Source organism: Methylomonas sp. MED-D (assembly GCF_050276835.1).
Classification (GTDB): domain Bacteria; phylum Pseudomonadota; class Gammaproteobacteria; order Methylococcales; family Methylomonadaceae; genus Methylomonas; species Methylomonas koyamae_A.
This window is the reverse complement of record NZ_CP189965.1, coordinates 4,575,325-4,594,558: the sequence shown is the minus strand read 5'-3', so window position 1 is coordinate 4,594,558 and position 19,234 is coordinate 4,575,325. Positions and strand designations below refer to the sequence as shown.

Below are 19,234 nucleotides of genomic sequence, written 5' to 3'. Positions count from 1 at the left end.
TATATTGTAGTAATGCTTTGAATCGAACGCCAAATAATACCGTGCGTCCGACTAGCCGCAGCAATAGATTGAAGCAAAACGGCCTTTCAAATCTCTAAAGCCTGAAGGAAAGATGTCGTATTTATTGCTGTCACTCGCGACAGTCATTTAGGAATCTGCTTCTGACCGAATTGACCCGCCAAATAATCTTGAGGACACCTGACGACGATCGATTGATTTCCAAAATCCCGAGAGGATTGACGCGCGAAAACAGATATACCGGCAAACGTTTTACAAGCTCAATAAAGGCACACGCCGGTCTTCGTTTCGTTTATGGGGCGGGAACGCTATGGTTTGCCTGTTGGCATTCCGTCGTGCCGAGCGAGCCCGAATCGAATCCGGTTGTCGGCATAGACGAATCCGGCCGGTGGGTTTCGAGCCGAGTATCGATAGCGGGGTTTGCGCCGTTCGATGCGTCTGGATCGGGTTTTACGATTCAAAACCGGATCGCCAAGGCTGCACGTGTTGCCGATGATTTCCCCGGCAGCAAGCGTAAGGCCTTTAGACTTAAACGCAACTCGAAAAGCCTGACGCGCAACACGCCGAGTAATAAACGCAAGGCTCCGAGCTTTGCCCGCAACTCTAAAAGCCTTGCGCGCAATGCTCCGAGTAATAATCGCAATGCTCCAAACCTTGAGCGCCACTCTCGGAGCCTGCTGGCTGCAACTTGCCGGTTGTCGCCGGGACGATGCGGTAACGTTAACCGTTGGTCCGGAGTGCGGTGGAAGGGCGAACTGGTAAACCGTCCATGGTTCGACAAGCTCACCACGAACGGTTTACGAGCTCACCACGAACTGTTTACCAGTTCGCCATGAACGGTTTACAGGCTCGTAGCGAACGGTTTACGAGTTCGTCAGGAACGAGTTACAAGCTCGCCACGAAAGGTTTAACTGATTAACTTGGTCCTTATCGGTCACTGCTATTCCGTTCGGGACGAGCTCGGCGAAGCCCCGGCTGGCGTGCCCTTCGACAGGCGAACGGTATTTAAGAGCCGGGTTAATAACGGCATGGGTTGCCGGGCGAGGACCTGCCGTTTTGAGACTCAGGTTTCGGCTTCGATTTCGTAGCCGGCGTATTTGCGGATGTTGATGACGCCGTTGTCGAAAATCAGGTATTGGCCTTTGATGCCGAGCAAGGTGCCGGCCACGCTCGGGTCTTTATCCATATTGAAGGATTTGACCTTGGTCGGGTATTCCAGCACCGGGTATTCCAACTGCACCGCTTCGGCGTCGGACAGCAGCGTCGGCGGCTGCTCGGCGAAACGTTCGTTAATGGCGGCCAGTTCGGCTTGGCATTTATCCAGCAGTTGGTCGCGCAAGGCCGGCAGGTCCAGTTCGACGGTGTTGTTTTTCAGCATTTGCTGCCAACTGGTTTTGTCGCTGACGTGTTCGGCCAGCGCGATTTCGATCAGCCCGGACAAGTGGCGGGAGGCGACTTCGAATACCGGAATGGCTTGTACCGCGCCCTGGTCTATCCAGCGAGTCGGGATTTGCGATCGGCGGGTGATGCCGACCTTGATGCCGGACGAATTAGCCAGGTAGACAATGTGCGGTTGAAAACAGAATTCCTCGCCCCAGCTCGGTTCGCGGCAGGTGCCGGCGGCGTAGTGGCAGGTTTCCGGTTTGACGATGCACATATCGCATTGTGCTAGCTTTATGAAACAAGGGTAGCAATAGCCTTGGTTAAAACTTTTCTTGGTCTTATTGCCGCAATGCACGCAAAAGATTTTTCCGGTATGACGTAGCGTCAAAGTTTTGCCGATCAGCGGGTTTAACGGGAGTTGCTGCTCGCCGACCGGCAAGCTGTACTGCACCGGATTGGCCAGTGCGCCGCGCATTTTTTCCAGACTGCCTATCACCTGTTTATCCTGAAGACTGGGGAACAGCGACTATAATGACAGCCTTTCCCACGTGCTCAAAGAGGATTTGATGTCGTTTATGCAAGTCGCCGCCGGCGGCAACGTACCGTTCGAAATGAATGTAGTGGTCGAAATTCCGGCTTTCAGCGATCCGGTTAAATACGAAGTGGATAAACACACCGGTGCGTTGACGGTGGACCGCTTCATGGGCACCGCGATGCAATATCCCTGCAATTACGGCTACATTCCGCAAACCTTGTCCGAGGACGGCGATCCGGTCGATGTGATGATTATCACCCCCGCGCCGCTGCTGAGCGGCTGCGTGATCCACTGCCGGCCGGTCGGGATATTGAAGATGGTGGACGAGGCCGGACCCGATCCGAAGCTGTTGGCGGTGCCGATGCCGCAGCTAACGCCGTTTTACAATCACGTGACCGACTACCGGGACTTGCAGCCGGACAAGCTGGCGAAAATCACCCATTTTTTTCAGCATTACAAGGACCTGGAAGACGGCAAATGGGTCAGGGTGGAAGGTTGGGGCGGCGTCGAGGACGCCAGAAATGAAATCCTGGAAGGTATCGAACGTTACAAAAACTCGCATAGCAGCCGACGCTGAGCGCCGGCGATTGGCGGATTAACCGAACAGGTTTTTCGAGTTTTTACTGTTGCGGAACACCAGCGGTTTTTCGTCGCCGGATAAGGTCAGTTCTCGTGCCGAGGCGATCGCCGCATCAATGCGGTGCCGCTCCGGCGATTTGCCGCAGACCGGGTCGGTGCTGTACATGTCGCCGTTGAACTGGAAAGCCTGACAGCGGCAACCGCCGAAGTCCTTGCCTTTTTCGTCGCAACTGCGGCAAGGCTCCTGCATCCATTCGGTACCGCGGAAGAAATTGAAGGTTTTCGATTCGTTCCAGATTTGTTCGATGCTGAAATCCTTGACGTTGGGACAGTCCAGGCCGGGCAGTTCGCGGGCGGAATGGCAAGGTAGCGCGGTGCCGTCCGGGGCGATGGTCAAAAAGGTGGTGCCCCAGCCGTTCATGCAGGCTTTCGGCCGGTCTTCGTAAAAGTCCGGCACGACGTAGTAAATCTTCATCTTGCCGGCGACTTTTTCCTTGTAGGCCTGGGCGATCTTTTCGGCTTCCTCGAACTGTTCCTTGGTCGGCAGCAACGCGTCGCGATTGATATGGGCCCAGCCGTAGTATTGGGTGTTGGCCAGTTCCAGATAATCGGCGCCGAGGTTTTCGGCCATTTCCAGAATCTGCGGCATCTGATGAATGTTTTCGCGGTGGATGACCACGCAGAGCACCATCGGGTAGCCGTGTTTCTTGATCAGGCGAGCGACTTCCTGTTTATGTTCGTAGGTCGCGGTACCGGCGATGTGGTCGTTGAGCTCTTGAGTGCTGGCTTGGATGCTGATTTGGATATGGTCTAGGCCGGCCTGCTTCAAGTCGACGATTTTCTGTTCGGTCAGGCCATAGCCGGAGGTGATCAGATTGGAGTAATAACCCAGCTCGCGGGCGTGGCCTACCAGTTCCACCAAGTCTTGGCGGGTGAGCGGCTCGCCGCCGGAAAAACCCAGTTGCACCGCGCCCATTTTACGGGCTTGGCTGAGCACCCGCTTCCAGTCGTCGGTGCTAAGTTCGTCCGGATATTTGGCGTAATCCAGCGGATTCGAGCAATACGGACATTGCAGCGGACATTTGTAGCTCAGCTCCGCCAGCAGCCAGCGCGGCGGGGTAATGTTAGCCTTGTTTGATCCAGCCATTTTGCAAAGCGATGTTCAGGAAATTGTGGATGTCGTTGCTCAAGCCGGTCGTTTCGAATTGGGTTTCCAATTCTTCGACGATTTGCGCTGGATTGTGCGCGCCGTCGCACAGCTTGAGGATTTCCGCCGAGCTTTGGTTGAGTTCGACCATGCCTTCGGGGTACAGAATCACGTATTTTTGTTGGGCTTCTTCCCATTGCAGGCGGTGCAGCGGCGAGAATTGCAGGATTTGGTCGGGGTTAAGGCTCATGGGTTAATGTCAATGGCTGGCAAAGCAATGATGTAAATTGGCCGCAAATCGGGATGTCGTGATCTGGCCGGTGCTGTCGTACTGGCTGACGGTGCCGTTTTCTTCGACCAACCAGACTTCGATGGCCCCCGCTTGCAGGAATAGCTCGACCCGCTCCAGCATGTCTTTGGAGGTGTTTGAGGACGACAGGATTTCGACACACAGTTCGGGGGCGGAAGACGCCCACAATTCGGCTTGATGCATCAGGGTATAGCTTTCCGATCCCCAGGCGACATCGGGAACCCGGACGCCTTGGCTGGTTTGGATCGCCAATTCGGTAAATACCTCGCCGCCCAATTGTAGCGATAATTGCACGGCGATTTTGGCTTGCAACCGGCTATGACTGAATGATGCGGGTGACATTTCGATGACCCCCTTTTCGTTCAATTCGATTTTATAAGGCAGATTTTGTAGCGATGGATCTGCGAGTACATCTTGCCAGCGCATGATTGCCTCCTATGCAATATCTTCAAAAATTTCGCTCGTCGGTATGCGAATGCCGAGGCTGCTTAGTAGGCAATCGACTTCACCGACGTAATCATGCAGCAACCAATCGTTGTCGGCGGTGCGGCGGAAGCACTCGACCCGGCGGGCTTCGATGTCGACAATCAAATATTCCTTCAGCGAATCGAGCTTACGGTAGGCGGCGAATTTGCCGCCGCGGTCGTAAGCGGCGGTAGAGTCCGACAGCACTTCTACGACCAGCGATGGGTTAGAAATAAATTGCTGGTTGCTCAAGTCGCCGGGATGGCAGGATACCATCACATCGGGGTAGAAAAAGGCGTCGGCAGCATCAACCCGTAGTTTCAGGTCTGCGACATAAGGCCGGCAAGGCGTGCCGCGCAAGCGTTGCTTCAAGCCTGCAAAGATATTGCCGCAGACGACCACATGGTCCTGCCGCGCTCCAACCATCGCAAACACTTCTCCCGCCACGAATTCATGCTTCTCGACTTGGGTTTCCTCCCAGGCTAGGTAGTCTTCGGCGGTGAGGTGCTGCTGCAATGCTGTTTGCATTATTGCTCGATATTGAAATACGGCGGCATGTCGGCGACATAAGCCAGATACATCGCATCGGCCATGCTCCACAACACATCCAGTTTAAATTTCAGAATTTGCACCATGCGTTCTTGCTGTTCGCGGGTTTTGTACCAGTCCAGCGTCAATTCCAGTCCATGCTCGACGTCGCGGCGGGCTTCGGTCAGGCGCTTGCGGAAGTAAGTGTAACCCTCTTGTTCGACCCAAGGATACACGTCCGGCCAGTTGTCCAAGCGTTGTTGATGAATTTTCGGGGCGAATAGTTCCGTCAGGGAGGAGCTGGCGGCTTCGTGCCATTCGGCGCGGCGAGCGAAATTCACGTAGGCGTCCACGGCAAAGCGCACGCCGGGTAGCACGTGTTCCAGCGACGTAATCTCTTCCCGAGTCAAGCCGACTGCGATGCCTAAACGTATCCAGGCCTCGATGCCGCCGGGGTCGCCGGGATGGCCGTCGTGGTCCAGAATGCGCTGTACCCATTTGGCGCGGGTTTCGCGGTCCGGGCAATTGGCCATGATGTTGGCGTCCTTGATCGGGATCATCACCTGGTAATAAAAGCGGTTGGCGACCCAGCCTTGCAATTGTTGCTTGGTCAGCTTGCCTTCATTCATCAGCGTGTGCATCGGATGATGAATGTGGTAGAACTTTTCCATGCCGCGCAGTTTGGCTTCGAATTCTTCGCGGCTCCAGGGTTGATTATCTGCAGTCATGTAACACCTTGGGTTATAAGTCAATTTCCAGTCCGTCGTAAGCCACTTCGATGCCGTTGGCATCCAGGGTTTTACGCTCCGGCGAATCTTCGTCGAGAATCGGGTTGGTGTTATTGATATGTATCAAAATCTTGCGGGCGTTCGGCACGCCGTTCAACACATCGATCATCCCGCCGGCGCCGGATTGCGGCAAGTGGCCGATTTCGCGGGCGTGTTTGTGGCTGATGTTGCGCACCACCATTTCATCGTCGGTCCAGAAAGTGCCGTCCACCATCAGGCAATCGACGTTTTGCATCGCCGCCATGACCTGTGGTTCGATTTCGCCGAGGCCCGGTGCGTAATACAGCTTCTTGCCGGTGGAAATTTGTTCGACGACGACGCCGATGTTGTCGCCGTCATGCGGATCGTGGCGGTGCGGCGAATACGGCGGCGCTTTGCTATTCAAGGCATGGGCGTAAATGCGAATGTCGTCTATGCCGGGAATCTCGAACGGCGTTTCGTCGCAGGCAATCGGATGATGGTTGATCGTGCAATAGTCTTTCAGCATCGTGAACAGCGGGAAACCGCTGGTCAGATCTTGCTTGACCATCTCGGTGCAATACACTTCCAAAGGCTTGCCTTCGCGCAGCATCAGCATGCCGGTGGTGTGGTCGATTTGACTGTCGATCAACAAAACGGCCTTGATGCCGGTGTCGCGGATACCGGTTTTGGGCTGGATGGCCGGAAAGGCTTCCAGTTGGGCCCGAATATCGGGCGAGGTGTTGAACAGCAACCAGTTGCGTCCGTCGCTGCTGACGGCAATCGACGATTGGGTGCGGGCCTTGCCGTTGAATTCGCCTCTGCGGTAACGGCCGCAATTGTCGCAATTGCAATTCCATTGCGGGAAACCGCCGCCGGCGCCGGCGCCGAGAACTCTGATTTTCATGAGTGATTCGCGTGAATGAAAGAGCGCCGCATGATACGGGATTCAAAAACGCCAGGCAAAAAAAAGGGGCAGGAAAATTGCCCCTTTTTAGGAACAACCGTTGCGATTAACGGTTGTAGATGTACATGGTGACTTCGAAGCCGAAACGCATGTCATTGTAAGCAGGTGTTTCCCATTTCATTTGTATACCCTCCAGAGGCTTTGTTGTAGTGTGCTAGCTTGATCAAGAAAGCTGCCCGAAGTATACGATGAAGCGTTTTATTCCGCAACTGACGCAAATCGTCCTCGGGTAGCGGGCTTTTCGAGCGCGCTACCCCGCGTAAGTTCCCGGCGCCGGGGTGTTTGCGGTGGAATAAGCCAGGCGCTCTCGGCGGGAGTCCTTTATACTGTTGCACTGGTCATTAAGCGGTGAGTTTCAAGTGCATGAAAACCTATCTGGTCGGCGGCGCGGTGCGTGATCGTTTGCTGGATCTTCCGGTGACGGAGCGCGATTGGCTGGTGGTTGGCGAAACCGCCGAGGCCATGTTGTCGCGAGGATTTCGACCGGTCGGTAAGGATTTTCCGGTGTTTTTGCATCCCGAGACTCACGAGGAATACGCCTTGGCTCGCACCGAGCGCAAAACCGCGCCGGGTTACAAGGGATTTGCCATCGACGCTTCGCCCGAAGTGACGCTGGACGAAGATTTATTACGCCGCGATTTGACGGTCAATGCGATGGCGCTCGACGCCGACGGCCGGTTGATCGATCCCTACAACGGCCAACGCGACTTGCAAAATCGTTTGTTGCGGCACGTTTCGCCGGCGTTTTGCGAAGATCCGGTGCGGATTCTGCGGGTGGCGCGGTTCTCGGCACGTTACGCTCACTTGGGCTTTGTCGTGGCCGACGAGACGATGGCCTTGATGGCGGACATGGTCGCGGCCGGCGAGGCCGATTATTTGGTAGCCGAGCGGGTTTGGGCGGAATTGTCCAAGGCTTTAGTGGAACCGCGTCCGGCGGCGTTTTTTCAAGTGTTGCGCGATTGCGGCGCATTGAAGGCGATTTTTCCGGAAATCGACGCCTTGTTTGGCGTGCCTCAGCCGGAAAAACATCATCCGGAAATCGATACCGGCATCCATGCTCTGATGGTGTTGGAACAAGCGGCTAAATTGTCCGCCAGCGCCGAGGTTCGTTTGGCGGCCTTGCTGCACGATTTGGGTAAGGCGCTGACGCCCAGCCATTTCTGGCCTAGCCATCACGGCCACGAACAAAAAGGTTTGCCGGTGCTGGAGCGTTTTTGCGAACGTTTGCGGGTGCCTAAGGTCCACAAAACGCTGGCGGCTCACGTGATGGCCTACCATACCCACTGCCACCGGGTTTTGGAGTTGCGGCCCGACACGCTGGTCGACATGTTGCAGGCGATCGGCGCGTTCAAGCCGGACAGCTGCCTGGAGGATTTTATTCTGGCTTGCGAAGCCGACGCGCGCGGCCGAACCGGTTTCGAACAGCGCGACTATCCCCAAGCCGCCTATCTGCGCGAGGCCGCCGTCGCCGCGATGGCGGTCGATACGACGTCGGCTACTCAAAACGGCGTATCCGGCCCGCAAATCGGCGCGGCGATCCGGCAGCTGCGCATTGCCGGAATCCAGCAATTCAAACAGCGGCGCTTGGCCGCGGAGCAGCCGCTAAGCGCATGAACGCGATTTTAACGTCCGCCGGGTTGCTGGTTTGCAGCAATGTATTCATGACTTTCGCTTGGTACGCCCATTTGAAGGAATTGAACGGTCGGCATTGGTTGCTGGCGGCCCTGGTCAGTTGGGGCGTCGCGCTGTTCGAGTATTTGTTTCAAGTGCCGGCCAATCGCATCGGCTACACCGCCTTGAGCGTCGGCCAGTTGAAAATCGTTCAGGAAGTGATCGCGTTGAGTGTGTTCGTGCCGTTCTCCGTTTATTACCTGAAAGAACCGCTGAAACTCGATTACCTCTGGGCCGGTCTGTGTCTGCTGGGCGCGGTGTATTTCATGTTTCGTTCCAAATTGGGATAGGCGATGGTTGCGGTTTGCCGGAGTCCCTTTCCGTTCTCTTTTTAGGTTAGCGCATGCTCAGCTATCGCCACGGGTTTCACGCCGGCAATTTCGCGGATGTTTTAAAGCACAGTTTGCTTAGTCTGGCGATCGCCGCGCTCAAGCAAAAGGTCAAGCCCTTCGTGTACATCGACACGCACGCCGGGGCCGGCAAATATGCGCTTAAATCGGAGTTTGCCCAGAAAACCGGTGAATACCGCGAGGGCATCGCCCGACTTTGGGACGAAAAACAACCGTTACCCTTGCTGCGCGATTATTTGGCGGCGGTCAGAGCCGAAAATACCGGAAACCGTCTGGCGCGCTATCCCGGCTCGCCGCAGCTGGTAAGACGCTTGGTCAGGTCGCAAGATCGGTTATCATTGTCGGAATTGCATACCAGCGACTTTCAGGTCTTACAACAACTATATGCCGGAGACAATCAGGTGACGGTGGCAAAAGAAGACGGTTTGCGAATGTTGGGCAAAAAATTGCCGCCGATTCAGAAGCGCGCCCTGATTCTGATCGATCCGAGTTACGAACTGAAGAGCGAATATCAAGCCGTGGTTCAAGCGCTGGCGGCCGCTTACCACCGGTTTGCCGGCGGCGTTTACGCGCTTTGGTATCCGGTGATCGATAGAGACGCAACCGAGCGCTTTATGCGGCTTTTGGTCGCGACCGGCATTCCCAAGCAATTGCGCATCGAGCATTGTGTCGCAGCCGATACGGCGGGCAGAGGGATGACCGGGGCCGGAATGGTCTTCTTTAATCCGCCCTGGCAACTCGATCGGCAGGCCGAGGAATTGTTGCCTTGGCTGGATGGCGTGCTGGCGGCCGGGCGAGGCCAGTGGCGGGTGGATTGGCAGGTGCCGGAAACGGTCGCATCGGCGGCGGACAGGAACTGAATCAATGCTTAGAAGACATCTCGACTTAATCATCGTCGGTTTCATCGTGCTGGCGATCGTCATGTACGACATCACGCTGGAGTTGTTGGGCGAGTTGTTTCATTTGTTGTTCGAATTACTGCACGGCGCGTTCGAATGGATAGAACTGGGTATCGAAGAAGCGGTCGAGGTGGCGTTTCACATCCTGAATATCGGCGAGGTGGTCGAGTTTCTGTTCGATACCGGTCGTCACGGCAGTCAAGTCGTGACTTTTTACATTTTGATGTCCATGATCGGTTACGCCTTGTACCGTTTGTGGAAAATCATGCCGAGGATTTGGCTGACGTTCAAACTGTGGCTGAGCGAATGCTGGGTTCGCCGGAAAACCGAATACGAGTTGTATTGGCAATCGTTGACGCTGACTCATAAAGCCGCGTTGCTGGTGGTCGTGGTCGCGGTCGGTTATATTGCTTCTTTTTTCGTCATCTGAGCAGCCCGGCCGCCGGAACCTATAAACTTTAACTCATTCATGTCCCTACTCGATCAAGTTACCGACTCCATCCTGGCCGCAAACGGCCTGCAAGTTCAAGACGTAGACCGGGTGATGGCCGCTCTGCTGGGCGCGCCGGTCGATGCCGCCGATATTTATTTTCAATCCAGCCATTTCGAATCCTGGTCGCTCGAGGGCGGCATCGTCAAGGAAGGCAGTCATTCGATCGAGCACGGCGCCGGCGTGCGGGTGGTCAGCGGCGATAAAACCGGTTTTGCCTATAGCGACCGTATCGAACTGCCGATCTTGCTGGAAGCGGCCAACAACGTTAAAGCCATCGTCCGACAAGGCCAAAATACCCGGCACCGTATCGATACCGCGGCCAGTTGGCCGAGTTTGTACCAGCCGATGAATCCGTTGAAATCGCTCGACGACCAGGCCAAGATCGATCTGCTGAAGCGGGTGGATAGCGAAACCCGTAAACTGGACAGCCGGATCGAGGAAGTCATGGTTAGTCTGGTGGCGGCCTACGACACGGTGTTGATCGCGGATCAGGATGGCGGCTTGGTTGCCGACGTCAGGCCGCTGGTCAGGATGAACGTATCGGTGATCATGGTCGAAGACGGCCGTCGCGAACAAGGCAGCATGGGCGGCGGCGGTCGCAGCGATTACAGCTATTTTCTGGAGGGCGATCGCGCCTTCGATTACGGCCGGGAGGCGGTGCGCCAGGCTCAGGTCAATTTGCAAGCCGGCGAGGCGCCGGCCGGCAACATGACGGTGGTGTTGGGGGCCGGCTGGCCGGGCATTTTGCTGCACGAAGCGATCGGACACGGTCTGGAAGGCGACTTTAACCGTAAGGGCACCTCCGCTTTCAGTGGGCGGGTCGGCGAAAGGGTGGCATCGGACTTATGCACGGTCGTCGACGACGGCACGCTGCCGGGGCGGCGCGGTTCGCTCAGTATCGACGACGAAGGCACGCCGACCGAGAATACGGTATTGATCGAAAACGGCATCCTGCGCGGTTACATGCAGGACCGGTTGAACGCCCATTTGATGGGGGTCAAGCCGACCGGTAACGGCCGCCGCGAATCCTACGCCCACTTGCCGATGCCGCGGATGACCAATACCTACATGCTGCCGGGGCAAAGCGATCCGGAAGAAATCATCCGCTCGGTGTCCAAGGGTTTGTATGCCCGCAATTTCGGCGGCGGACAGGTTGACATTACCTCCGGCAAATTTGTGTTCTCGGCTAGCGAAGCCTACTTAATAGAAAACGGCAAAATTACCCGGCCGGTCAAGGGCGCAACCTTGATCGGCAACGGTCCCGACGTGCTGACCAAGGTTTCCATGGTCGGTAACGACATGCAACTCGATAGCGGCGTCGGCACCTGCGGTAAGGACGGGCAGAGCGTGCCGGTCGGCGTTGGTCAGCCGACCCTGAAAATTGACGGTTTGACCGTCGGCGGGACCGGCGTTTAAGCCGATCCCGAACCGATCTTCGGCCGAAACCAGCTTTCAAGGAAACTCAACTTGCAAAATCAACAAGAAATCAATCGCTTAAAAGACGTCGTTCAGCAACTGTTGGACGAAGCCAAGCGCCAAGGCGCCGATGCCGCGGAGGCGGGCTTCAGCATCGACAACGGTTTATCGGTATCGGCCCGCTTGGGCGAAGTCGAAACCATCGAGTATCACTGCGACCAGGGAATCGGTGTCACGGTTTACTTTGGCAAGCAAAAAGGTTCGGCCAGCACCAACGATATTTCCGCCGCGTCGTTGACCGAAACGGTTAAGGCGGCCTGCAGCATCGCCCGCTACGCCAGTGCCGACGATTTCGCCGGCCTGCCTGACCCGGAGGACTTGGCGCAATCGGCGGTCGATCTGGATATTTACCATCCTTGGGCAATCGAAGCCTCGCAAGCCATCGAGTTGGCGGTGGCGTGCGAGAACGCGGCGCGCGAGTACGATGCGGCGATCAGCAATTCGGAAGGCGCCACCGTCAACAGTCATTCCGGAACGCGGGTGTTCGGTAATTCGCAGGGTTTTTTGCAAGGTTATCAATCCAGCCGGCACTCGTTGAGCTGTTCGGTGCTGGCCGGTGCCAACGACGGCATGCAGCGCGATTATTGGTATAGCGTGGCGCGCAATCCGCAATTCTTGGACGCGCCGGAGTTGGTGGGACGCAAGGCGGCGCAACGGACGGTGGCCCGATTGGGCGCCCGCAGCCTGAGCACGCGGCAATGTCCGGTATTGTTCGCGGCGGAAATGGCGTCGGGTTTGATAGGTGCCTTGATCGGCGCGGTCAGCGGCGGCAATTTATACCGTAAGTCGTCGTTTTTGCTCGACTCCCTGCACACTCAAGTAATGCCGGATTTCGTCCGCATTCATGAAGAACCCTTGCTGCCAGGCGCGTTGGGCAGTGCCAGTTACGATGCCGAAGGTGTGACCACTCAGGCCCGAGACATTGTGCGTGGCGGCGTCCTGGAATCCTATGTACTGAGTACTTATTCGGCGCGCAAACTGGGTATGCGCACCACCGGCAATGCCGGCGGCGTGCATAATCTGATCGTCGAACCGGGCGAACGCGATTTCGCCGGTATGTTGGCTTTGCTGGATACCGGTTTGCTGGTCACCGAGTTGATGGGGCAGGGCATCAACCGGGTGACGGGCGACTACTCGCGGGGTGCGTCGGGTTTCTGGGTCGAAAATGGCCAAATTCAATATCCGGTGCAGGAAATCACGATCGCCGGGAACCTGAAAAACATGTTGCGCAACGTCGTTGCGATCGGCAACGACGTGGATCTGCGCGGCAATCTGCGAGTCGGCTCTATCCTGTTGGAGCAGATGGCCATAGCGGGTGAATAAATCTTAATGCCAATGGCTTTAGGGTGACGTTCGTCCCTGGCGAATATGAAATTGGGCGGAAGAGCTTGTAGGCTCTTTTAACCGGAAACGCTATCAAGACGGTTTGGCGGGGCTAAGACGTTATTGAGCGCAATTTCAGTCATGCCGTTAACTCATTTGTTTCGTTATTCGTGGCCTGTAGCAAGAGGCACCGATGAACCGTGACGATAATTTCGCGACGATGGCTGCGTCAAGCCGGCAGTCCGGGGTGCTTAGCGTCCGAGCAGTGGACGTTGAATCACGCCACCGCTATATTCGGAGCCGACTTGGGCCTACCTGCCCGCGGATATGGCCGAACAGCATGTCGCCGACGGGCGGATCGTGCCGGCTCTTCAGAAATGATGCCCAGAGTGTCGCCGCCGTTGCAGGTATTGTCCCCATCGCCGGCATCGTTGTCTGCATTCGAGGTGGCGGTTGATGCGCTGCGTTAGCGTTATTAACCCGGCCCTTAAAATACCGTTCGCCCCGAACCCGTCGAAGGGCTAGCCAGCCTGGGCTTAGCCGAGCTCAGCTCGAACGGTATACCCGCGATAAATTGGGTTGGGTTAATAAAACCGGCGACATCAAGCAAATAGTGACGCTACCCATTTGACGCTTTAATCGATCAGTCGACATCAGGCAACACAAAGCGTAGCGGGCGAGTTCCTATCCTTGCCCCCGTGACCGCGTCGATGGTCACCGGCTTAATATCTTCCCCCGTTTCGACATCCTGAATCCGCACCAGCGGTCCGCCGCCGCGATACTGGTGCCCCCAAGCCCCGATCATGACAAGCACCGGCAGAAAATCCCGGCCGGCATCGGTCAACACATACTCTTCACGCGGCGGCCGCTCCGAATACAGCCGCTTTTCCAGCATGCCTTCCTCAGTTAGCGTCGCCAAGCGCCGGGTCAGCATCGTCGGTGCGATGCCGAGACTTTTTCGAAATTGGTCGAAGCGGGTCAGGCCGAAATGGGCGTCCCGCAGAATCAACAAGCTCCAGGCGTCACCCAGAAAAGCCAGGCAGCGAGCGATCGGACAAGGGTCCGCGCAAATATTTTTGTCGTTCATACGTTTTTAGTAGTGACTTAATTTCAAAATGATAGTAACATTGCTATCGAAATGATAGTAACACTTAAGCGACAGACAATCCACACCACGGGAGATTCGATATGAACACTAAACACCATGCCGTAGCCTTGATCACCGGTGCATCCTCGGGCATTGGACTGGTAACGGCCAAGGCCATGCAAAAAGCGGGTTACCGGGTATTCGGCACCAGCCGCAAGGCAGCTGCAAGCGTCGACGGCATCACCATGCTGAGTTGCGACGTGACCGACGAAGCTTCGGTAAACAACACGGTAGCCGAGGTATTGAAGCAGGCCGGCCGCATCGACCTGTTGGTCAATAATGCCGGCGTCGGCTTGCTCGGAGGGGCGGAAGAGTCGTCAACCGCTCAGGCTCAGGCCTTGTTCGACGTCAACCTGTTCGGCATTACCCGCGTGACCAATGCCGTGTTGCCGACCATGCGCAACCAAGGAAAAGGCAGAATCGTCAATATCAGCTCAGCCCTTGGTTTTATCCCAGCGCCTTACAACGCACTGTATGCCGCGACCAAGCATGCGGTCGAAGGCTATTCCGAATCGCTGGACCACGAACTGCGCAGCTTCGGCATCCGGGTTGTTTTGGTTGAACCGGGATATACCCGCACCGCGTTCGAATCCAGCTTAACCAAGCCCGATCAACCGCTGGCCGTCTACGACTCGGTGCGTACCGGCATGGAAGCGCTGATGCGCAAGGGCGTGAACGCGGGCGATGCTCCGGAGGTGGTCGCCGATACGGTGTTGAAAGCCGCGACTGCCGCGGCTCCCAAAAGGCGCTATACCGCCGGAAAACAGGCAACCCAAGTGCGTTTTCTGCGCCGTTTCCTCCCGGAAGCCTTGGTAGACAAGAGCTTGCGCCAGTTTAACCAGCTGCCGATAGTCTGAATCATTGAAGGATAACGACATGATTCATTTATCGAAGAATTCCATGACGACTAAGCACAGGCTTCTAGCCGGATTGTTACTGCCGCTGATGATAAGCGCCGGATGCAGCGACCAGGACAAACCAACGTCAGCGGTTGTCCGCCCGGTAAAGGTGTTTCGAATCGAGCAGAACACCGTCGCCGGTGCCAGAAGTTTTGCCGGGGAAGTCCGGGCCAGAATCGAGACGCCCTTATCCTTCCGGGTGGCCGGTAAACTGCTGGAGCGCAAAGTTGATGTTGGCGACCCAGTGGGTAAGGGTCAGTTGCTAGCGATACTGGACGGCAACGATTACCGCCTCGCCGTGCAGAGCCTTAAAGCTCAGCTGGCTTCCGCGCAGGCCGACAGCACGTTCTTGCGCGACGATCTGGTGAGATACCGCGAACTGTTGGTTCAGCAAGTCATCAGTCCGCCGGAGTTCGAGCGGCACGAAACCGCTTATACCACGGCGCGGGAGCGGACGGCGGCTCTGGAAGCGCAATTGGCTGAGGCGAACAACCAGCTGAGCTATACCGAATTGCATGCCGACCGCGATGGCGTGGTCACGGCGTTGGCTGTCGAGGCCGGGCAAGTGCTGGCGGCCGGCCAGGCCGTGGTGACGCTGGCCCAGCTCGACGAAAAGGAAATCCATTTCGACGTGCCCGAGCACAGGCTGGCGGAAATCAAGCGCCAACAAGTCGTTAATGTGTCGTTGTGGTTAGACGACGAACGGCTGCTGAAGGCCAGAATCCGCGAAATCGCCTCGGCCGCCGACCCTGCCAGTCGCACCTATCGCGTCAAGGCAAGCTTGCTGGAAGGGCTGGACGCCGCACAATTGGGCATGACCGCGACCGTTCATATCGCGGCTAATACTGCGTCGGGTATCGCCATCCCGCTTTCCGCCGTCTATACCCCGCAAAATCAGCCCGATCATCGCTTAGTCTGGTTGGTCGACGAGCAGGCGGCCACCGTCAATTCCGTGCCGGTGCGGCTGGGAGAAACACTGACCGGCGAACGCGTTGCCGTCGAGGGCCTCGCCGCCGGCCAGTTGCTGGTCAGCGCCGGCGTGCAACGTCTGGCCGAGGGGCAAGCTGTTCGCTTGCCGGAAGGATCGGGATTGCCTAAGAATCACGGTGGCCAGGAAAATCTAAATAAGGCACAGCTATGAAAGCATTCAACCTCAGCGAGTGGGTGCTAAAACATCGCCCCTTCACCGGCTTCATGCTGGCATTGGTGGTGCTCGGCGGGCTATTCGCGTATTTCAAGCTGGGCCAGCAGGAAGATCCGCCGTTCACGTTTCGAATCATGGTGGTCAAAACCCTCTACCCCGGCGCCACTGCGCTGGAAGTCGAGCAACAGTTGACCGACAGACTGGAAAAGAAAATCCAGGAACTGCCTAATCTGGATTATCTGCGCAGCTATTCCAAACCCGGCGAATCGGTGATTTTCGTCACCCCGCGCGAAGATACGCCGCCCAAGGAAATTCCCGAGCTTTGGTATCAAGTGCGCAAGAAAGTCGATGATATCCGTATGACGCTGCCGCCCGGCAGCATAGGGCCGTTTTTCAACGACGAATTCGGCGATACCTATAGTCTGATTTACGCCTTTTCCGGCGAAGGTTTCAGTTATGCCGACCTGAAATTGGCGGCCGATTCGGTCCGCCAACAATTGTTGCGGGTCAAGGATGTCGAGAAGGTCGACCTGATCGGCGTACAGGACGAAAAGATTTTCGTCGAGTTTTCCGACAAAAAGCTGGCCGAACTGGGCCTGGATACGGCGGTGGTTGCTCAAGCCTTGCAGGCCCAGAACGGCATGGCGCCGGCCGGCACGGTATTTTCCGCGCAGCGCAATCTGCCGATACGCCTGACCGGCTCGTTCGACTCGGCGGACAGCGTCGCTAATATGGCGGTACGTATCGCTAATCGCACCTTCAAGGTCGGCGATTTTGCCAAGGTGACGCGCGGCTATATCGATCCCGCGGAATTCAAGATGCGTTTCAACGGCAAACCGGCCCTCGGCCTCGGCGTGACGATGAACAAAAAAGGCAACGTGATCGACCTGGGAAAAACCTTGGAAGACACACTGGCCGGCATCAAAAACGAATTGCCGTTGGGCATGGACGTGGAGCCGGTCGCCAATCAAGCGCATGTGGTGAAAAACCAGATGGCGGAATTCGGCCAAACCTTTTTCGAAGCCCTGGCTACCGTGTTGGTGGTCAGTTTCTTAAGCTTGGGTTGGCGCACCGGGTCCGTGGTGGCGCTGACCGTGCCGCTGGTACTGGCCGCTACCTTGCTGGTCATGCTGCTGTGCGGCATCGATCTGCAACGGATTTCCTTGGGGGCTTTGATTCTGGCGTTGGGCCTGTTGGTGGACGACGCGATGATTGCCGTCGAGATGATGGCCCGCAAGCTGGAAGAAGGTTGGGACCGGATGCGCGCCGCTACTTACGCGTACACTGCCACCGCCTTTCCGATGCTGACCGGCACCTTGATCACCATCGCCGGCTTCCTGCCGGTGGGTTTGGCGCAATCCTCGGCCGGCGAATATACCGTGGCGATTTTTCAGGTGGTCGGCATTTCCCTGATTCTGTCCTGGATCGGCGCGGTGGTGTTCACCCCGTATTTGGGATTTTTGATCCTCAAGGTGCATGCCAGCGCCGATGGCCCTATCCACGACTTGTTCGATACGCCGTTCTACAACCGCTTGCGGCGCTGGGTGGATGCCTGCGTCGCGCACCGCAAAAAAGTCATTATCGCCACGCTGGCCTTGTTCGGTCTAGGGGTTGTGGCTTTAACCCACGTCCCCGAACAGTTCTTCCCGCTGTCCAACCGCCCGGAAGTCATCGTCAACCTGTGGCTGCCGGAGGGCAGTGCCTTCGAGCAAACCGAAGCCGCCGCCAAACGCATGGAAGCGCTGTTAGCCAAGGACGAGGATGTGGAACACGTCGCCAGCTATGTTGGCAGCGGCACGCCGAGGTTTTTTATGTTAATCGTGCAGCAACTGGCGAATACCAATCTGGCCGAATTGGTGGTGATGACCAAGGATAACCAGGCACGCGAACGGGTGATGCAGCGCGTCCGGCAGATTCTTGAGACGGATTTTCCGAATGTCAGGGGCCGGGTGAAGCGCCTCAATGTCGGGCCGCCGATGGATTATCCGTTGGCGTTCCGGGTGCTTGGCGAAAGCCCTAACATAGTGCGCGACATCGCCGACCGGGTGGCCGAAGTCGTGCGTAACCATCCCGGCACCGTGGATGTCAACGACGATTGGCATGACCGTATGCCGTCGTTCCGACTGATGCTAGATCAGGACAAGGCCCGCGCCCTGGGCGTATCGACGGCCAGCCTGTCGCAAGCCTTGCAGGCACATTACACCGGCATCCCGGTCGGGCAATTGCGCGAGCAGGATAAATTGATCGACATCGTCTGGCGGGCCAGTCCCGAATTGCGCACCGCCGCTGACGAATTGCCGGACGTTGCAGTGCGCACGGCCAATGGCAAGTCGGTATCGCTGTCGCAGTTCGTCAAATTCGAGACCGTGTTCGAGGACGGCGTGCGCTGGCGGCGCAACCGCTTCCCGACTATCTCGGTACGCGCCGACGTGGCCGACGGCAAGATGGCCCCGGATGTGGCGGCGGAAATCGTCCCGAAACTTAAACCGATTCAGGATAGCCTGCCGGTCGGATATTTCATTGAAACCGGCGGTTCCAAGGAAGACGCGGTGAACGCGCAGAAGTCGATTCTGATCTGGATTCCGCTGGTGCTGATCGTCACGCTGATCTTGTTAATGATGCAGTTGCAGAATCTGTCCAGGACTTTCATGGTGTTCAGCACCGCGCCGCTGGGCGTGATCGGCGCGGCCTTCGCCTTGCTGTTGTTCCGGGCGCCGTTCGGTTTCGTGGCCTTGCTCGGCATCCTGGCCCTGGCCGGCATGATCATGCGCAACTCGGTGATTTTGGTGGATCAAATCGATCAGGATGAAAAATCCGGGCTCGATACCTGGTCGGCCATCGTCGAATCGACGGTGCGGCGATTCAGGCCGATCATGCTGACTGCGGCGGCGGCGATCCTGGCGATGATCCCATTGTCGCGCAACGACTTCTTTGGCCCGCAGGCCATCGCCATCATGGGAGGGCTGACGGTAGCGACTGTGTTGACGGTTTTCTTCCTGCCGGCGCTGTATGCGGCTTGGTTTAGGGTGGAGCGTGGAGATGCCAAAGCGCCCTCTCCCGACGGGGGCATAAAAGCCCCTCTCCTCGCGGGAGAGGGGTTGGGGGTGAGGGGAAAATGAAATCCAACATTTTGATTTTGTTGGGTTACGCTTCG

20 protein-coding genes are annotated in these 19,234 nt (G+C 56.9%); 11 read left to right on the top strand and 9 right to left on the bottom strand.

Translation table 11 applies throughout. The features are described from left to right. Positions 1-212 precede the first annotated feature (212 nt). The gene (locus tag ACQE3E_RS20410; protein WP_427501005.1) at positions 213-854 is read left to right on the top strand and encodes a hypothetical protein; all 642 of its coding nucleotides are present in this window, start codon (positions 213-215) and stop codon (positions 852-854) included. Positions 855-1,081: 227 nt separating this feature from the next. Here ACQE3E_RS20410 and ACQE3E_RS20405 read toward each other — a convergent pair whose 3' ends face one another. Then, positions 1,082-1,897 carry a DUF2797 domain-containing protein gene (locus tag ACQE3E_RS20405; protein WP_427501004.1) on the bottom strand — a complete coding sequence of 272 codons (816 nt, stop codon included), beginning with the start codon at positions 1,895-1,897 and terminating at the stop codon, positions 1,082-1,084. 70 nt (positions 1,898-1,967) lie between these two features. Between ACQE3E_RS20405 and ppa the strand changes: the two genes are divergently transcribed. After that, positions 1,968-2,513, top strand: coding sequence for an inorganic diphosphatase (ppa, locus tag ACQE3E_RS20400; RefSeq protein WP_064031479.1), 546 nt, complete (start codon positions 1,968-1,970; stop codon positions 2,511-2,513). A gap of 18 nt (positions 2,514-2,531) precedes the next feature. Here ppa and pqqE read toward each other — a convergent pair whose 3' ends face one another. From pqqE to pqqA, 7 genes are all read right to left on the bottom strand, one after another. Beyond that, a complete protein-coding gene (gene pqqE / locus ACQE3E_RS20395) occupies positions 2,532-3,662 on the bottom strand; it encodes a pyrroloquinoline quinone biosynthesis protein PqqE (RefSeq protein ID WP_426992259.1) in 1,131 nt (376 codons plus the stop codon). Then, the gene (gene pqqD / locus ACQE3E_RS20390; RefSeq protein WP_426992260.1) at positions 3,640-3,912 is read right to left on the bottom strand and encodes a pyrroloquinoline quinone biosynthesis peptide chaperone PqqD; all 273 of its coding nucleotides are present in this window, start codon (positions 3,910-3,912) and stop codon (positions 3,640-3,642) included. The genes pqqE and pqqD overlap by 23 nt, the downstream gene beginning before the upstream one ends. 9 nt (positions 3,913-3,921) lie before the next feature. Next, positions 3,922-4,398, bottom strand: coding sequence for a Uma2 family endonuclease (locus ACQE3E_RS20385; protein ID WP_427501003.1), 477 nt, complete (start codon positions 4,396-4,398; stop codon positions 3,922-3,924). A gap of 9 nt (positions 4,399-4,407) precedes the next feature. Next, positions 4,408-4,965, bottom strand: a complete 558-nt coding sequence (locus ACQE3E_RS20380; RefSeq protein ID WP_427501002.1) for a Uma2 family endonuclease — start codon at positions 4,963-4,965, stop codon at positions 4,408-4,410. Next, positions 4,965-5,693, bottom strand: a complete 729-nt coding sequence (pqqC, locus tag ACQE3E_RS20375) for a pyrroloquinoline-quinone synthase PqqC (protein WP_071158761.1) — start codon at positions 5,691-5,693, stop codon at positions 4,965-4,967. Before pqqC ends, ACQE3E_RS20380 begins: the two co-directional genes overlap by 1 nt. Positions 5,694-5,706: 13 nt before the next feature. After that, on the bottom strand, positions 5,707-6,618 hold the full coding sequence (gene pqqB, locus ACQE3E_RS20370) for a pyrroloquinoline quinone biosynthesis protein PqqB (protein ID WP_427501001.1): 912 nt from the start codon (positions 6,616-6,618) through the stop codon (positions 5,707-5,709). 106 nt (positions 6,619-6,724) lie between these two features. Then, positions 6,725-6,799 carry a pyrroloquinoline quinone precursor peptide PqqA gene (gene pqqA, locus ACQE3E_RS20365; RefSeq protein ID WP_054760176.1) on the bottom strand — a complete coding sequence of 25 codons (75 nt, stop codon included), beginning with the start codon at positions 6,797-6,799 and terminating at the stop codon, positions 6,725-6,727. Positions 6,800-7,041: 242 nt separating this feature from the next. On the opposite strand from pqqA, the gene ACQE3E_RS20360 reads away from it, so the two are divergent. Genes ACQE3E_RS20360 through pmbA form a run of 6 tightly spaced genes read left to right on the top strand, consistent with a single transcriptional unit; the run spans position 7,042 to position 12,890 of the window. Continuing rightward, positions 7,042-8,292, top strand: a complete 1,251-nt coding sequence (locus ACQE3E_RS20360) for a multifunctional CCA addition/repair protein (protein WP_427501000.1) — start codon at positions 7,042-7,044, stop codon at positions 8,290-8,292. Continuing rightward, complete coding sequence (locus ACQE3E_RS20355) at positions 8,289-8,639, top strand: DMT family protein (protein ID WP_071158755.1); 351 nt, start codon at positions 8,289-8,291, stop codon at positions 8,637-8,639. The genes ACQE3E_RS20360 and ACQE3E_RS20355 overlap by 4 nt, the downstream gene beginning before the upstream one ends. A gap of 53 nt (positions 8,640-8,692) precedes the next feature. Continuing rightward, positions 8,693-9,559 (top strand): 23S rRNA (adenine(2030)-N(6))-methyltransferase RlmJ, encoded by an 867-nt coding sequence (locus ACQE3E_RS20350; RefSeq protein ID WP_064031488.1) that lies wholly within the window; start codon positions 8,693-8,695, stop codon positions 9,557-9,559. 4 nt (positions 9,560-9,563) lie between these two features. Next, on the top strand, positions 9,564-10,028 hold the full coding sequence (locus ACQE3E_RS20345; RefSeq protein WP_064031489.1) for a hypothetical protein: 465 nt from the start codon (positions 9,564-9,566) through the stop codon (positions 10,026-10,028). Positions 10,029-10,067: 39 nt separating this feature from the next. Beyond that, the gene (tldD, locus tag ACQE3E_RS20340) at positions 10,068-11,507 is read left to right on the top strand and encodes a metalloprotease TldD (RefSeq protein ID WP_071158753.1); all 1,440 of its coding nucleotides are present in this window, start codon (positions 10,068-10,070) and stop codon (positions 11,505-11,507) included. 51 nt (positions 11,508-11,558) lie between these two features. Next, positions 11,559-12,890 (top strand): metalloprotease PmbA, encoded by a 1,332-nt coding sequence (pmbA, locus tag ACQE3E_RS20335; protein WP_427500999.1) that lies wholly within the window; start codon positions 11,559-11,561, stop codon positions 12,888-12,890. Between the two features lie 643 nt (positions 12,891-13,533). Here the strand turns inward: pmbA and ACQE3E_RS20330 are convergent. Next, on the bottom strand, positions 13,534-13,977 hold the full coding sequence (locus tag ACQE3E_RS20330; RefSeq protein ID WP_064024519.1) for a winged helix-turn-helix transcriptional regulator: 444 nt from the start codon (positions 13,975-13,977) through the stop codon (positions 13,534-13,536). A 101-nt stretch (positions 13,978-14,078) separates the two neighbouring features. On the opposite strand from ACQE3E_RS20330, the gene ACQE3E_RS20325 reads away from it, so the two are divergent. The 3 genes from ACQE3E_RS20325 to ACQE3E_RS20315 are packed head-to-tail and all read left to right on the top strand — an operon-like array spanning position 14,079 to position 19,199. After that, positions 14,079-14,894 (top strand): oxidoreductase, encoded by an 816-nt coding sequence (locus ACQE3E_RS20325; protein ID WP_313730491.1) that lies wholly within the window; start codon positions 14,079-14,081, stop codon positions 14,892-14,894. 43 nt (positions 14,895-14,937) lie between these two features. After that, positions 14,938-16,077 (top strand): efflux RND transporter periplasmic adaptor subunit, encoded by a 1,140-nt coding sequence (locus ACQE3E_RS20320; RefSeq protein ID WP_427500998.1) that lies wholly within the window; start codon positions 14,938-14,940, stop codon positions 16,075-16,077. Next, complete coding sequence (locus tag ACQE3E_RS20315; RefSeq protein WP_427500997.1) at positions 16,074-19,199, top strand: efflux RND transporter permease subunit; 3,126 nt, start codon at positions 16,074-16,076, stop codon at positions 19,197-19,199. Before ACQE3E_RS20320 ends, ACQE3E_RS20315 begins: the two co-directional genes overlap by 4 nt. The last annotated feature ends 35 nt before the right edge of the window (positions 19,200-19,234 follow it).